This is a genomic window from Chryseobacterium ginsenosidimutans (assembly GCF_024807225.1).
Lineage (GTDB): Bacteria > Bacteroidota > Bacteroidia > Flavobacteriales > Weeksellaceae > Chryseobacterium > Chryseobacterium ginsenosidimutans.
This window is the reverse complement of the sequence record NZ_JANUCO010000001.1, coordinates 1732078-1748204: the sequence shown is the minus strand read 5'-3', so window position 1 is coordinate 1748204 and position 16127 is coordinate 1732078. Positions and strand designations below refer to the sequence as shown.

Annotated in this window: 12 protein-coding genes and 1 pseudogene; 9 read left to right on the top strand and 4 right to left on the bottom strand. The window is 35.2% G+C overall.

Annotation, left to right across the window (positions count from 1 at the left end; all coding sequences use genetic code 11):
* Positions 1-42: 42 nt before the first annotated feature.
* From J3D55_RS08430 to dnaG, 3 genes are all read right to left on the bottom strand, one after another.
* Positions 43-1305, bottom strand: coding sequence for an esterase-like activity of phytase family protein (locus J3D55_RS08430; RefSeq protein WP_259130332.1), 1263 nt, complete (start codon positions 1303-1305; stop codon positions 43-45).
* A gap of 440 nt (positions 1306-1745) precedes the next feature.
* Positions 1746-2432, bottom strand: coding sequence for an ATP-dependent Clp endopeptidase proteolytic subunit ClpP (gene clpP / locus J3D55_RS08425; RefSeq protein WP_259130331.1), 687 nt, complete (start codon positions 2430-2432; stop codon positions 1746-1748).
* A gap of 115 nt (positions 2433-2547) precedes the next feature.
* Positions 2548-4533, bottom strand: a complete 1986-nt coding sequence (gene dnaG, locus J3D55_RS08420) for a DNA primase (protein WP_259130328.1) — start codon at positions 4531-4533, stop codon at positions 2548-2550.
* A gap of 545 nt (positions 4534-5078) precedes the next feature.
* Here dnaG and J3D55_RS08415 point away from each other — a divergent pair.
* The 8 genes and pseudogenes from J3D55_RS08415 (at position 5079) to J3D55_RS08380 (ending at position 14316) form a co-directional block, all read left to right on the top strand.
* On the top strand, positions 5079-8039 hold the full coding sequence (locus J3D55_RS08415) for an NIDO-like domain-containing protein (RefSeq protein WP_259130327.1): 2961 nt from the start codon (positions 5079-5081) through the stop codon (positions 8037-8039).
* A gap of 91 nt (positions 8040-8130) precedes the next feature.
* The gene (tsaE, locus tag J3D55_RS08410) at positions 8131-8538 is read left to right on the top strand and encodes a tRNA (adenosine(37)-N6)-threonylcarbamoyltransferase complex ATPase subunit type 1 TsaE (RefSeq protein WP_259130325.1); all 408 of its coding nucleotides are present in this window, start codon (positions 8131-8133) and stop codon (positions 8536-8538) included.
* Between the two features lie 70 nt (positions 8539-8608).
* A pseudogene (locus tag J3D55_RS08405) lies at positions 8609-9803 on the top strand (alanine dehydrogenase).
* Complete coding sequence (locus tag J3D55_RS08400) at positions 9803-10174, top strand: hypothetical protein (protein ID WP_259130323.1); 372 nt, start codon at positions 9803-9805, stop codon at positions 10172-10174. The pseudogene J3D55_RS08405 and the gene J3D55_RS08400 overlap by 1 nt, the downstream one beginning before the upstream one ends.
* A gap of 258 nt (positions 10175-10432) precedes the next feature.
* Complete coding sequence (locus J3D55_RS08395) at positions 10433-11203, top strand: histidine kinase (RefSeq protein WP_259130321.1); 771 nt, start codon at positions 10433-10435, stop codon at positions 11201-11203.
* Positions 11181-11450, top strand: a complete 270-nt coding sequence (locus tag J3D55_RS08390; RefSeq protein ID WP_259130319.1) for a LytR/AlgR family response regulator transcription factor — start codon at positions 11181-11183, stop codon at positions 11448-11450. Before J3D55_RS08395 ends, J3D55_RS08390 begins: the two co-directional genes overlap by 23 nt.
* Positions 11374-11892 (top strand): LytR/AlgR family response regulator transcription factor, encoded by a 519-nt coding sequence (locus J3D55_RS08385; protein ID WP_259130318.1) that lies wholly within the window; start codon positions 11374-11376, stop codon positions 11890-11892. The genes J3D55_RS08390 and J3D55_RS08385 overlap by 77 nt, the downstream gene beginning before the upstream one ends.
* Before the next feature lie 135 nt (positions 11893-12027).
* Positions 12028-14316 (top strand): cation:proton antiporter, encoded by a 2289-nt coding sequence (locus J3D55_RS08380; protein ID WP_374759470.1) that lies wholly within the window; start codon positions 12028-12030, stop codon positions 14314-14316.
* 131 nt (positions 14317-14447) lie between these two features.
* On the opposite strand, the gene J3D55_RS08375 is transcribed toward J3D55_RS08380, so the two are convergent.
* Complete coding sequence (locus tag J3D55_RS08375; RefSeq protein ID WP_259130316.1) at positions 14448-14912, bottom strand: hypothetical protein; 465 nt, start codon at positions 14910-14912, stop codon at positions 14448-14450.
* A 293-nt stretch (positions 14913-15205) separates the two neighbouring features.
* Between J3D55_RS08375 and J3D55_RS08370 the strand changes: the two genes are divergently transcribed.
* Positions 15206-16051 carry a prephenate dehydrogenase gene (locus J3D55_RS08370; protein WP_259130314.1) on the top strand — a complete coding sequence of 282 codons (846 nt, stop codon included), beginning with the start codon at positions 15206-15208 and terminating at the stop codon, positions 16049-16051.
* Positions 16052-16127: the final 76 nt, after the last annotated feature.

Genomic DNA, 16127 nt, shown 5'->3' with positions numbered 1-16127 from the left:
GCGGCGGCATCTTTGATGCCGCCCCTTTTTTACAAAATCTAATTATTGAATATCGACTATATACATAGTTCCTTTGTCTTGCTTCCCGGTTTTAGGAAGAATTTTCGTTTTCGGGTTTCCGTTTCCGTCGTCTGCAACACCAAAATCATCATCATTGAAAACTGCCAGTTTATTATTTCCTAAATAAACAATTCCTTCGAATTTATCGTGTTCGTAACCAATTTTTGCGACCAAATCAACTGCTAAAGTTTTAGGAACAGGTGAAAATCCTGCTGTACTTAGCTCAGCCCAAGTAGATTGCTCAAGCGTTTTTCCGTTGATTTTCATTCCGTCTACGGCTGTTAAATCTGTCCCTGAAACATCAGAAGCTCCTGCAAGATTGATTCTGTACACTTTTTTAAGTCCGCCAACAGAACCGAAATTTCCGTCTCTTTCAATGACTAAAAACTCAGTATTGCTGATTGGCGTGATGTCGCAAACAGAATCTGAAGCTCCGCCATCTTGTTTATATAAATATTGTTTTGTTTGTCCCGTTGCCAGATCAAATGTTACAATTCTCGTTAACGTAGTATTCGTCGCCAAAGCTTTTGACGGAACATACATGGTCGACTGCATTGTACCTACCAGCATTTTTCCGTCCGGTGTCATACACATTCCTTCCATTCCTCGGTTGGGTCTTCTTTTCGCAAAAACGGCAGGAAGTTTTCTAGTCCCTGTATTGACTCCAATCGGACTGATTCTCTCCAATTCCACTCCTTCTGCATTGTAATGAACGATGTGAGGACCGTATTCATCAGAAACCCAGAAAGTTCCGTCTGCTGCAGCCACAATACTTTCGCTGTCTAATCCGTAATTATCTGTTCCCAAAACACTTCCGTCTGCAGCATAAGCAACTTCCCCCGTACTTCCCATTCCTACAGGGTTTGGAAGACCTGTAATAGGTTGTCCGGAAGGGTTTTTAAGCTTAATATATTTGATAACTTCAATATTTCCTTCAGCATTGATTTTGAAATGCATAATGGTCGGCGTAAAATTCGGAACCAAGATTTTAATTCCGTTTGAATACGCTACATTCGGACCACGGTCTGTGATGACATAAAATTCTCCTTTTCTGGTTGGATGCGCTGTAGCTCCCGAACCGAAACCTCCGTTAATAATATTCACTCCATTCAAAGTCATTAAGCTTGAAAAAGGAAATTCCTGTGGAAGTTTAGAATAATTAATATCCTGATTGGTCGTATTTTCATCATTATTACATGCCGTCAAAGAAATGAAAGCAAGTAGAGGCAACAAGATTTTTTTCATGTTTACTTTTATTGGATGCGAAAGTAGTTATTGATTGTAAACTTATCTTGAATGCAATGATAATTGTATTTTAATTTTTTATAAGGAGCTGTTTCCGGCTTTCCGCTATATCTTTTTCGCCACCGCTTTTTTCAAGCCCTCGCAAAAAAAGGATGTCGCTGCAATCCGGGCTATGGCGTTTGTCATTCTTTCAACGATATTACAAGATCACCCACTTTATCATTTCGTAGAAATTCAGGCTCATTCTGTAGAAATTGAATTATGAAATCATTGTAACTCTATGGGTAAATGAGAGAAATATTAAATTTATATTTTTCCTTCGTCGAAATGACATGCAGGCTTTTTATCCACTATTTGGCTTATCAGTTTTTATTCAAATTTGTGCACAAAAAAACGCATCAAAATAAATTGATGCGTTTTGTATTATTCTTTCAAGAAAATTATTTTTTCTCTTTTGATCTCTGTAAAACTTCGTCTACCATTCCGTATTCTTTTGCTTCGGTAGAAGTCATCCAATAATCTCTGTCTGACGCTTTTTCTACCCATTCGTAAGTCTGACCAGAATGATCTGAAATAATGTCATACAATTCTTTTTTAAGCTTCAACATCTCTCTCAAGTTGATTTCCATGTCAGAAGCAACTCCTTGAGCACCTCCTGAAGGTTGGTGAATCATTACTCTTGAATGCTTAAGTGCAGAACGTTTACCTTTTTCACCTGCAACCAATAAAACTGCCCCCATTGAAGCAGCGATACCTGTACAGATTGTCGCAACATCAGGCTTAATGATCTGCATCGTGTCATAAATTCCTAAACCGGCGTAAACGCTTCCACCAGGAGAATTGATATAAATCTGGATGTCTTTTGAAGGATCTGCACTTTCTAAGAATAAAAGCTGTGCCGTCACAATATTAGCAACCTGATCGTCGATTCCTGTTCCCAGGAAAATGATTCTGTCCATCATCAAACGAGAGAAAACGTCCATCTGAGCTACGTTTAATCTTCTTTCTTCCATGATATATGGAGTAAGATTTGTTGGACCATACATTCCCATATACTGATCGGTAACTAAACCGTTATTTCCTAAATGCTTTACAGAGAAATCTCTGAATTCTTTTTTAATGTCCATATTTCTATTGTGTATTATTACATTTTACGAAGTTTAATTTACAACTTTTATTCCTAAAATTTTATAGGACTTTTTGTCACAGACAAGCGGTAATAATTAAACAGTTTGTCTGTAATTATCTTTTCCGGTTCACATAAATTCCTTTGATAGGAGAATATTCAATGATATCGCTTAGTCGTATGGAAGCTTGTTTTAATAACGTAATTTTCTGGATCAGCTCATAATATTTCACCTGATCAGAATCGCTGTATTTATCCAGTTCGCTTGCCGTTTCTTTTATTAAATAATCAATATATCTGTATTTGTGTAGCAAGACATCACCTTTTACCTGGTCGGCAATTTTATCCCCATAATTTGGCGGAAATATATTTCTGGAAGCCCAGTTTTCAAGATCATCCAAAGGAAGCAATGCATCTACGACTTTTGTGGTAATTTGTTCGTCCATAAAAGTTACAAAAAAGTTTCCGCTTCGAAGCTCATCATTCTGAATTCCTTCTTTTACCTGATTGATGATGATTTCGTTTCCTTTTACTAAAAACTCGTACTGTTCTTCGTCAAAATGATGCAAAATCTCTTCAATAACGGTAATTTGATATTCGCCGTTATTATCATCCGTTCTTTTTAAAACAATATCGCCAAACATCAACATATGATCGACCAATTTATTCTCCATAAACAAAACTTCAAACAAAAACGGATCGGCTTTTTCCTCATCCAAAGGCACAATCTCCATTTTAACGGGAGCTGCATTTTCCTTCTGCTGCTGAACGTGTTGCGTCTGATTTTGTGTTACCTGTCTCTGAACATCCAGTTCGTTGAATAAACTCTGCTCAGACAATCCGAATTTATTGGAAACCTGCTTAAGATAAACCTCTCTTTTTAAAGCATTCTGAACAAAACCAACCGATTTTACGATATCTCGGATCGCTTCAGCTTTTTTTATCGGGTCATTTCCGACTTCTTTTAAAAGAATTTCAGCTTTAAAATCAATAAAATCCATCGCCTCATTTTCGATGAATTTTTCTACATATTCCTGCGGATGTTTTCTGGCAAAAGAATCGGGATCGTCACCATCCGGAAACAGAAGAACACGAATGTTCATTCCTTCCGTCAACAGCATATCTATGCTTCGGAAACTCGCTTTAATTCCGGCATTGTCACCATCAAAAAGTATGGTCACGTTTTCCGTTAATCTCTTTATTAGCTTGATCTGTTCCGTTGTTAAAGAAGTTCCGGAACTCGCCACCACATTTTCAATTCCGGACATATGAAGCGAAATCACGTCCATATATCCTTCCACCAAAAGACAGATATTTTTTCTTGAAATTGCCTGTTTTCCTTGGTTTAATCCGTAAAGAACATTGGATTTATGATAAATTTCGGTTTCCGGCGAGTTGAGATATTTCGCCGTTTTGACATTATTTTTAAGAATTCTCGCGCCAAAACCAAGAACTCGACCCGAAAAACTGTGAATCGGGAACATGACTCTTTCACGGAAACGATCGATTCCGTTGGGAGCATTTTCAGGGAAAATTGATAATCCCGATTTTTCTAATATTTCCTTTGAATATCCTTTTTCAATGGCAAATTCGGTAAAAGAATTTTTCTTTTCCGGAGAATATCCCAACTGGAATTTTCTGATAATATCGTCCCGAAGTTCACGCTCTTTAAAATAAGACAATCCAATCGATTTTCCTTCTTCAACTTCCCAAAGAAAATTTTGGAAATACTCATTCGCAATTTCATGGATTTTGTATAATAAATCTCTTTCAGACTGTGCATTTTTTGCTTCTTCTGAATATTCGCGTTGATCTTCTTCAATCTCAATTCCATACTTTTTCGCAGCGTGACGAAGTGCTTCCGGATATGTGAAATTTTCGATCTCCATTAAAAAAGAAATCGCCGTTCCTCCTTTGCCTGTCGAGAAATCTTTCCAGATCTGTTTACTTGGTGAAACTACAAAACTTGGTGATTTTTCATCATGAAACGGACTGAGTCCTTTAAAATTAGACCCTGCCCTTTTCAACTGCACATATTCGCCAACAATCTCCTCTACCCGGATTGTTGAGAATATTTTATCTATGGTCTGCTTGGAAATCATGTTGCAAAAATAGGCATTTAATGTAAATTTTAGTGCTGAAAAACAGACTTCAAATTTTAAATTTTAATAAAATTTTGATTATAAATGACTTTATTTTTAATTATTTTTGAAATTATGGGGTGAGAAATATTTTGGATTTAAACCTCACAGGTTTTTGAAACCTGTGAGGTTTGATTTTTTTTGTAACAGTCGCAAATTCTTAGCCCCGATTGTAATGAAAATCCTTTTTTGCAAAAAAAGATTGCAATGGAAAGCGGGAAATAGCTCCTTAGAAATAATAAAAGTACAATTCGACGTAGTCAAAAAGCTTCCAATAAAAAGGGTAAACAAGTTTTAGCTATAAAAACTTATCGTCACTAAAAATGTTGCTTGAGTATATTTTTCTTAAAATTAATCCCACTTTAATTTTCATTCACAAACACTATTAAACATTCATTATTAAACGGAAAATCATACATTTGAGGGGTTGATTTAAATCATACTTTTGTTTTTATTAATTCTAATTAAAAATAATAAGTTTGTGCTGTAAAATATACCCACTAAGCATGATTTTAAATCGATTTTTTAAAAAACTAACCAGAAATAGGTTAAGCCTGATCGGAGCTTTGGTTCTGTCCAGCTGGAATATTTCAAATGCACAGATAGTTTCCTACTACTCTTTTGCACAAAGCCAGGGAACTTATACTCCACTTTCGAATCCTACCCATATTGTAACGGCAACGGCTGTTTCGGGAACGGGATTTTTAGACGAAAATGTATATACTTTAGATAATGTTATTCCTTTTTCATTTCCTTTTAACGGAACTAATTTTAATTCAATAAAAGTTCATGCCAACGGATTTATAAGTTTCGGAGCAACGACTACAACGGCTTCAGATCCGATAAGTTCAACAAATGCTTATTCAGGAGTAATTTCTCCTTTGGCGGCAGATCTTTCGTCTTTTTATAATATTAACGGAGTTTCAAGTGCGATTGATTATTCGGTTGTAGGAAATGCGCCAAACCGCGAATTTGTGGTACAATGGAGTCATTTCAGACCTTATGCTTCTACTCAGAATTCTTCTGCTTATCATGACTGGAATTTTCAGGCAAGACTTCATGAAAATGGAACTGTAAGATACGTTTATAACATGACTGCTGTAGGAAATCCAAGTGCAACGAATACAAAAGTAGGATTAAGAGGAACATCAAACAGTGATTACAACAGCAGAACAGCTTCCGGAAATGCAACCAGCAACTGGAATAATTCTAATCAGTCAACAAATTCGTCATCAGGAATTGCTTCTAATTACAACTTTCTTCCTTCTCAAGGCTTGACGTTTACATGGACAACACCGACTGCCTGTACAATTCCAGCTTCGCAACCTTCAAATTTAAACTTAACAAACACCGGAATTATTATTAACGGAACTTTCACACCGAGTTCTCCCGTTTCCGATAAATATTTAATTCTAAGAAATCTAAACGGAACGACTCCAAATGCTCCCGTAAACGGAACAGTTTATGTGACAGGTGAAAATTCATCGTTAAACAGTTATGTCGCCTATTACGGAACAAATACGACCTTTGAAAACAATTATAATTACGGGATTAAAGGAAATAATCAATATACGTATACCATTTATTCTGTAAATTCAAACTGTACAAACGGGCCTTTGTATAATGTGCAAAATCCTTTGACAAGTTCTATTAAAAACTGTCCGATTACGGTGAACGGAATTACAACGTCAAACATTACCTCTAATTCTTTCAACATCAACTGGTCGGCTTCCGAAAACGGAAATGCAAACCCGATTAATACGATCATCGAAGTAGCGACAGACAGTAATTTTTCTAATCAGATAGCGGGTTCGCCATTTACTTTTGGTACTTCAACGGTATCTCAAAATATAGCAGGAGTTCAGCCGAATACGCAATATTTTATCAGAGGAAAAAATGTGAGTACACAATGTGAAAGTGCTTATTCAAACACGGCAAGTCTCTTTACAGCTTGTGTTCCGGCGACAACATTGTACGAAACTTTTGATGCTGTTTCAGGAACAAATCTTCCAAACTGTTGGGGAAAAATTTTAACATCGAATAACAGCTCAATTCCGACAATTAGTTTAACAACAACTGACACATTTTCGACACCGAACAACATCAGTTTTTACGGAAACGGCGCAACAATGACGGATGCCGCGACAAAAGTAATTCTTGTAAGCCCAGAATTAACCAATTTAAATGCAGGAACTCACAGATTACGCATCAAAGCAAGAAGAACTTCTACCGATACAAAGCTTCAAATTGTAGCATTAACAGGGAATACAGCCTCTGCAAACGTAGAAATTATCGAAACAATTCCGCTTACAACAACGTATCAGGAATATACGGTTTATTTAAATAATTATACTGGTTCAGCCAATTATTTAGGGATCAGAAGAGTTGATGGAGGTACCTATACTTACATGTATATCGACGATGTAATTTGGGAACCGATTCCGTCTTGTACAGAACTTTCTTCCCTTACTTTAAATTCTGTAAGCTATAACGGAGCGAACATTTCTTGGACAAATGCAAGCAATCAACAGCCTACAAACGGATATGAATATATTGTGACTACAACAAATACTCCGCCTGCAAACACCGCGGCATTTGTGACTTTACCTTCAGGAACAAACTCAGTAAATCTTTCTCAGCTTACAAACGGAACGTATTATTTCTGGATCAGAAGATTGTGTTCTTCAACAGAGAAAAGCCTGTGGAAATCGGTAACATTTACTACAATTCCTACTGCTTCTGCTCCATGGAAAGAAGAATTTTTAACATCAAGTTTCCCAGAAGGCTGGATAAACGGGGGAAATCCTTTCACATTAGGAACAGCAAGAGGAGCAACAGGAAATGGAAATTCTGCCACGAATTTGTATAAAAATATATACGGAAGTATTTCAACAGGATCATTCAGTACCATTGCAGTAGGACCTTTGGGAACAAACAACTATGAATTGAGTTTCTATTACAAACAAAGTAATTTTAACAGTCCATACGCCGCGTTAACAGATTGGGGGAATTTTGATGTACAGATTTCAACGGACTTCGGAACATCATGGACAACCATAGGAACAGTGAATAACGAAGCAGGAACTGGAAATTATAGTAAGAAAACTTATTCTTTGGCAGCGTATCAAAATCAGTTTGTGCAGGTAAAAATTGTGGCAAACAGAACAGCAGGAGATTATGATCTTTCGTTTGATAATTTTGAGATCAAAGACAATATAATTCTTGCTACCCATGAAATTTCGAAAGATAAAATTAAAATTTATCCGAATCCTACAACTTCTGTCGTGAAAATTGATTCTGAAGAAAAAGTAAAATCTTTTGAATTATACAATATTTCAGGGCAACTGATCAGCAAAGGAGGTCAGGTTCAGGAAATCTCTTTGGAAGGCTTCAATTCAGGGCTTTATCTACTTAAAATAACGCTTGATAACGATAAGACTTTCGTTCAGAAAGTGATTAAAAAATAGGTATTAATTATTTACATTAAAACCGATTGAAGCGCTTCAGTCGGTTTTTTATTGATGAAAATTTAATGCAATTAATTATCTTTGCTTAAAAATGCAGTTCACAATTCATCATATTGAAGACTGGCAAAATATAGCCGAGACAGTCATTTCGCAACTCCAACACAACATTCTTTTATTAAAGGGAAATCTTGGCGCAGGAAAAACCACTTTTACCCAGTTTTTGCTTAAAAATTTAGAAAGTACGGATGAAGTGAATTCCCCAACCTATTCCATTGTTAATGAATACAATACACCGAAAGGAAAAATATATCACTTTGATCTTTACCGTTTAAAAAACCTCGAAGAAGTCTACGATATAGGAATTGAAGAGTATTTGGACAACGCTTTTCTTTGCATTATCGAATGGCCGGAAGTGTATGAAGAAGAGCTTTACGGGCTTAAGTTCCACGAAATGAACATCATCAACACCGGAGACCACAGAGAAATCACTTTCGACTAAATATTATGTATCTTTGCTCTTGAAATCGATTGTAAAATAACGACCTGTAAGAATTTAATTAATTTAAAGGATGAGTACGACAAATATTTTTACTCCTTTTACCGAAGAGGAACTGATGCCGAAGGAAGAAAAACTGGAGATCATCAAAAAAGGAAAACAATTCAGCATAGGAGTACCAAAGGAAACCTGTCTGAATGAAAGAAGAGCTTGTATCACACCCGATGCAGTACAGGTTTTGGTAGAGCATGGTCATGAAATCATCATAGAAGCAGGAGCCGGACAAGGCTCATTCTTTTCAGATCTGCTGTATTCTGAATCAGGAGCGAAAATTACGAACGATCCGAAAGAAGCTTTCGCGCAGGATTTAATTTTAAAAGTTAATCCTCCCACAGAAGAAGAAATCGATTATATGAAACCGAATACTTATCTGGTTTCGGCGCTTCAGATCAACTTAAGAGATAAAGATTATTTTTTAAAACTGGCAGAGAAAAAAGTCAATGCCATTGCATTCGAATTCATTGTTGACCAATATAAACAACTGGCTTTAGTAAGATTAATCGGCGAAATTGCAGGAACAGTTTCCGTTTTATACGCTTCCGAATTATTAGCCTTATCAAACGGCTTAATGTTGGGCGGAATTACAGGAGTAAGACCTGCAGAAGTTGTGATTTTAGGAGCAGGAATCGTGGGTGAGTTTGCTACAAAAGCAGCCATCGGTTTAGGAGCAAGTGTAAGAGTTTTCGACAATTCACTTTCAAAATTGAGAAGACTTCACACGTTGGTAGACAGCAGAGTTTCCTACATCGATCATCGATCCGAAAGAATTAAGCAAAGCCTTGAGACGTGCAGACGTGGTAATCGGAGCACTTCCAAGATTAAATATGACCCCAATCGTGACCGAAGAAATGGTCATGAAAATGAAAAAAGGCAGCGTCATCATCGATATTACCATCGACAACGGAAAAGTGATTGAAACTTCCGAGCTGACAACCATGGAAGATCCTTACATCATCAAACACGGTGTAATCCATTGCGGACTTCCGAATCTTACCTCAAGAATGCCGAGAACGACGACAAAAGCCATCTCCAATTTCTTTCTTTCTTACATCTTAAATTACGACGAAGAAGGCGGTTTCGAAAACATGCTGGTTCGCAAAAATGAAATGAAACAGAGTCTTTACATGTACAAAGGAAGACATACAAAGAAAATCATTTGCGATCGTTTCGGACTTACTTATCATGATATCAATCTTTTAATTTTCTAATGAAAAAACTCAAATTTTTTGCAATTGGGCTTGTTCCGGGACTTGCCATTGTATTTTTTGTCTTAAATAAAAAAGGCGCAAGCTGCAGCGGTTATCTTCCAAACAGCCGTGTTATTGCCGAAACACTTTCTAAAGATTTTAAGTATTCTGAAAATTTCAAAACAGAAATGAATACGTTGAAAATCAACGAAAAATTCTTGAAAGACAGCATTATTACAAAAGGAAAAATAGATTTCGACAAAAGTCACGCTCAGAAAAAACCTTGTCCTGATTATGTTTTGACTTATCCTGAAAAAAATCCGACGTACGAAATCACCTATGAAAAATGTGAGGAAAATGTAACGTTGAATTCTTTGAAAAAATTGAAATAAAAGATTATTTTAAACATTAAGAAGTTTAGAAATCTATTTAAAAAAGAACAATTAAGAATTTGACTTTGTCAAATAATAAGCAAAACGCCTTACAAAATATCTTAGATATTTTCTTAATTAATCTTAACAACTTACATGTTCTTAATGGTTAAAATTATTAAGCTTAAGTATAAAACTACTGAAATGCTTCGGCAAGTTCAACATAACATCGCTAATACTAGACGTTTAAAAAGAAACAAGTAAAAACATTCTAACCCAATGGAAGGCAATTACTACATGATTCAAGATTATCTGATATTCATTGGAGTATTTGCTATTTTCTTCTTTTTAACGGTAAGCATTTATTTATTTAGCCAAAATCAGAAATTTAAGATAAAAAATGCAAGACTTTCCGAATCCAACAAAATAATCCAGCAAAGATTAAATGAAGTTCAGCTAGAACATATCGGCACAAAACTGAACCCACATTTGTTTAAAAACATTTTAAATTCCGTTCAGTCGCACGCGTATCAAACGTACATGTCGTTGGATAAATTGGCGAACGTTTTAGACTATATTTTATACGAAAGCAACAACAAATTCGTCAGTCCGAAAGAAGAATTAAATTTCGCTTTAAGCTTAATTGAGATTAATAAAATCAAGGTTAATCCGCTTTTTGATTTCAGAATTAAATCTAAAATTAATAAGTCAGACGAAATTTACGAAGAGAAAGTTTTTGCTCCGTTGATTTCTGTTGATTTGATTGAAAACGCCTTTAAACACACCGATTTTCTGGCACAAGATTCATTTATTTCTATTCAATTGGAACTTGAAGGAGGTATATTTTCAATGAAAGTGAGCAACAAAGCTTCTTTGAAAAACATGCTGATAAAAGAGAAAAGCGGTTTCGGAAGTCAGTCTCTCGATCAACGATTGAAAATGATTTACAACAACTTTTATTCACTCCAGAAAAGTTCAAAAAACGGTATCTTCACGGCAGAATTAACAATCAATTTAGCAGAATTCTATGATAAAATGCGTTATTCTTGATGATGAATTACTGGCAATCAGCTATTTAAAATTACTTTGCGAACAAATTGACAATGTGGAAGTTGTAAAAGCATTCAACGATCCTAAAATATTTTTAAGCGAAATTGAAAAGATAGATTGTAATGTCTGTATTTTAGATATTGAAATGCCCGGAATGAACGGTTTACAGGTTGCAGAAACTCATTTCCGGTTCAAAGAAAATCATCTTCACAACTGCTTACAAAGAATACGCCGCCGAAGCATTTGACTTAAATGTTGTCGATTACGTAAGAAAACCGATCAAAAAAGAAAGGCTTACTCAAGCATTTGAAAAAGCTGCGGAATTGCTCCAGACTCCACAGAAAAAAGACATTATCGAATGGAACACAAACATAGGTAAAACCATCATTTTTACAGATCAGATTGCTTATATCAAAACCTCAGAAATCGACAGCCGCGACAAAGATATTATTCTAAATGACGGAACAAACATCGTTCTGAAAAATCTAAATTTTAAAAATCTTCTGGAAATGCTTCCGTCAAAAGATTTTGCGCAGGTCAATAAAAAGGAGATTATCGCTTTATCTTCTATCAAGGTTTTTTCTACCAACGAAATTATTACTACCATCTCCACAGAAAACGAGACTTTTTTAAAGCTGCACATCGGAGAATCTTATAAAAATTCGCTCATGGAGAGGTTTGGAAAGTAAATTTTTCGTGCATTTATCCTTCTTCTAAAGAATTCTGACATTTCATTACATAATTCGTGACATTTGTTACATTTCGAATAAAAAAATATTTATCGTAATTATATTCTTATCAACTTTGCGGAAAATATTGGAATTATGAACTTGGGGAAATATAAAAATATCATTTTTTACTTCAGTACCATCGCGTTTTTTTCGTGTCTGATGTATTGGTTTTTTATTGAAGGAAAAACATTGGAAATAGGAGAAAATATTGCTCCCAGCAAAGCTACAGGTTCTACAATGTGGGAGAATTTTGCCGATTCATTTCTGACGAATCTTCATCATCCTTTAGCACTTCTTCTTGCTCAGATCGTTACTATTATTATGGTGGCGAAACTTTTCGGATGGATTTGTGTAAAGCTAAAGCAACCTTCTGTAATCGGTGAAATGATTGCAGGTATTGTTTTAGGACCTTCCCTTTTCGGACTTTATTTCCCTGAACTTTCAGCCTTTATTTTCCCGAAAGAATCTCTTCCCAACTTACAATTCCTGAGTCAGATAGGTCTGATTCTCTTCATGTACATCGTGGGAATGGAACTGGATTTAAGTGTTTTAAGAAAAAAAGCGCACGATGCAGTAGTAATCAGTCATGCAAGTATTATTATTCCATTTGCTTTGGGAGTCGGGCTTTCGTATTTTATTTATAAAGAATTTGCTCCGGACGGAATTCAGTTCAGTTCATTCGCACTGTTTATCGCAATTGCAATGAGTATTACTGCATTTCCTGTATTGGCAAGAATTGTTCAGGAGAGAAATCTCCATAAAACAAAAATAGGAACCGTCGTGATAACCTGCGCTGCTGCAGATGATATTACAGCGTGGTGTATTTTGGCGGCCGTTATTGCGGTTGTAAAAGCGGGATCTTTTTCAGGATCGGTATTCGTTATTTTGATGGCAATTCTGTACGTTTTCATCATGATCAAAGCGGTAAGACCCTTCCTGATTAGAATTGCAGAATCACAAAAAGGAAAAGGTTTCATCAGCAAAGCATTGGTTGCCGTATTTTTCTTAATATTGATTATCTCATCATACGCCACGGAAGTTATCGGAATCCATGCGCTTTTCGGAGCATTTATGGCAGGTGCGATCATGCCCGATAATGTAAAATTCAGAAATCTTTTTATAGAAAAAATAGAAGATGTTGCTTTGGTTTTATTACTTCCGCTTTTCTTTGTTTTTACTGGATTAAGAACGCAAATCGGATTATTAAATGATCCACACCTTTGGAAAATAGGAGGTTTCATCATTTTAACTGCCGTTACCGGAAAATTCGTTGGAAGCGCACTTGCTGCAAAATTTTTAAAACTAAGCTGGAAAGACAGTCTTACCATTGGTGCATTAATGAATACAAGAGGATTGACCGAGCTTATTGTATTGAATATTGGGTATGATTTAGGAGTTTTAGGACCTGAATTATTTACAATGTTGGTCATCATGGCATTATTTACCACTTTTATGACAGGACCTTGTCTAGATCTTATTAACTATCTTTTTAAAGGAAAAAAATCAATGATAGAAGATGAAGAAGACGATGATAATGATTCAAAATACAGAGTTCTTGTCTCTTTTGAAACCGCAAAATCTGGAAGTACATTATTAAAACTTGCGAATAATCTGACTCAAAAAATGAATGGGAACAAAAGCGTGACCGCAATGAATATCGCTCCTGTAGACGAACTTCACGCCTTTGATATTGATGATTTCGAAAAAGAACAGTTTAAAAATGTTATTGAAACTTCACATGAACTTCAGCTTGAAGTGACTACTCTTTTCAAAGCTTCGACAGACGTTGAAAATGACCTTACCAATATTACCAACAAAGGAAATTACGACCTTCTTTTAATCATGCTTGGAAAATCGATGTACGAAGGTAGTTTACTGGGAAGATTATTAGGATTCACAACAAAGATCATTAATCCTGAAAAATTATTAAATACCGTAAAAGGAAAAGGCAATATTTTCAACAATTCCCCTTTCGACGATGCGACGTTGCAGGTTTTGGATAAAGCGACCATTCCTGTTGGTGTTTTGGTTGAAAAAAGCTTCACTTCTGCGGATAGAGTTTTTGTCCCGATATTTAATTTAAGTGATTTTTACCTGCTTGAATATGCGAAAAGGCTGATTAATAATAACAATTCTCAAATTATTATTCTGGATGTTGCAGGACAGATCAGAAATAATATAGAGGTAAAAGAACTCATCAGAAGTATCGAACAAGTTGCACCCAATCATATCACTTTATATAACGAGAAAAAGATCGAAAAAGAATTCCTAAACGCACAGGATCTGATGTTAATCAGCAGCAAAAGCTGGAAAAACCTGATCGACACAAAAAGCCTGTGGTTATCGGACATTCCTTCCACATTGATTATCTCAAACCCATAATGAAATTTGTTTTTAGAAGAGTGTTTTGTGAGTTTTGCTGAGCAAATAGATCATTGATTTCACATTAAAAAAAACAATTTGCGAAGCAAAATTCACTTTTCACTTTTTATTTCAGACGTAAATTTCTACACTTATTTTAAAATATTCACAAAACCATTTATAAGAAGTTCAAATGTAAGATCTCCAAAAAAGCCGATCGAAAAAGCTGTTAAGCAGTGTTGCCAAGACAGTTTTCCTTTATGGAATTTACTTATTATTCTCAGCAAAGGAGCAAGAACTGCTAAACCAATTATAAAAGAGGCAGCAATAATTCCCCATTTAAAAACAAATGTATTAATTCCTGACAATGGCTCTGGAAAATTGACTGTTCTTCGACAAAATATTCCTAATGATAAAAATATATAAATAAGTATAGTCCAAATGACCTCAACCCTTGGTCCAAATCGGTACTGACTATTTATTATATTTATTTTAATATCACTAATTGTACCATGGGAATCGTCATTAGATTTATCTTTTGTACTTTCAATTACATTTTCCTCATAATCAACTGGGCTAAATGAATCAAAACCAAAATCAACAAAAAAATTTTTCATTTTAATAATCAAGTTTAAAATTTTCTGCTTAAAAATAAAAATTCCAATCCATTAGGAAAACCGTATTTTCACTGAATTTATTTACCTTTTATAATCAAATTTCATATTTCGATTTACATTATTTTCATGAGCTTATTTTTAAATTAAAAAAATTTCATACCTTCGTTTGGTGATTACAAACAATAAAGCATATTATTACGGAATTTTTAACTCAAATTTGGGATAAGGATTTCTTATATATAGAACAAAAACCTCGTCCTTGGGCGGGGTTTTTTATTTTAAAAATTTAAAAAATGAAAATAAGCATTATAGGTGTCGGATTGATCGGAGGGTCGATTGCTTTAAAATTAAGACAAAAAGGCATCACAGATTTTATTTATGGAATTGATAACAGCAATGAGCACCTCAATGAAGCATTAGAGTTAAAAATAATCGATGCAAAAGTTGATCTTGAATACGGAATTAAAAATTCAGATTTGATAGTTTTGGCGATTCCGGTGGATGCTGCGAGAAAATTGTTGCCGACTGTTTTGGATTTAATTTCAGAAAACCAAACCGTAATGGATGCAGGATCAACAAAAGCAGGAATCGTAAATGCTGTAACAGATCATCCGAAAAGATCAAGATTTGTTGCTTTTCACCCGATGTGGGGAACAGAAAATAATGGTCCGAAATCTGCTATTTCAGAGAGTTTTTCAGGGAAAGCGGGCGTAATCTGCAATAAAGAAGAATCTGCCGAAGACGCTTTGCAATTGGTAGAAAAAATCGTTGAAAGTTTAGACATGCATTTGATTTATATGAATGCGGAAGATCATGATCTTCATACGGCCTATATTTCACATATTTCACACATAACCTCTTATGCTTTAGCAAATACTGTTTTAGAAAAGGAGCGTGAAGAAGAGACGATTTTCCAATTGGCGAGTTCGGGTTTTTCGAGCACGGTTCGTCTCGCAAAGTCTCATCCTGAAATGTGGGTTCCGATTTTTAAACAAAATAAAGAGAACGTTTTGGATGTTTTGAATGAGCATATTTCTCAGTTAAGAAAGTTCAAAGCCGCTTTGGAAAAAGAGAATTACGAATATTTGGGAGAATTGATTTCTAATGCGAATAAGATTAGGGGAATTCTGGATAAGTAGTTCTATTTTCTTTTGTCCTGAAAGTGAAAGTTTTTTATCTCGAAAGACTTAAGACCTTTTCAAACAGAATCCATTG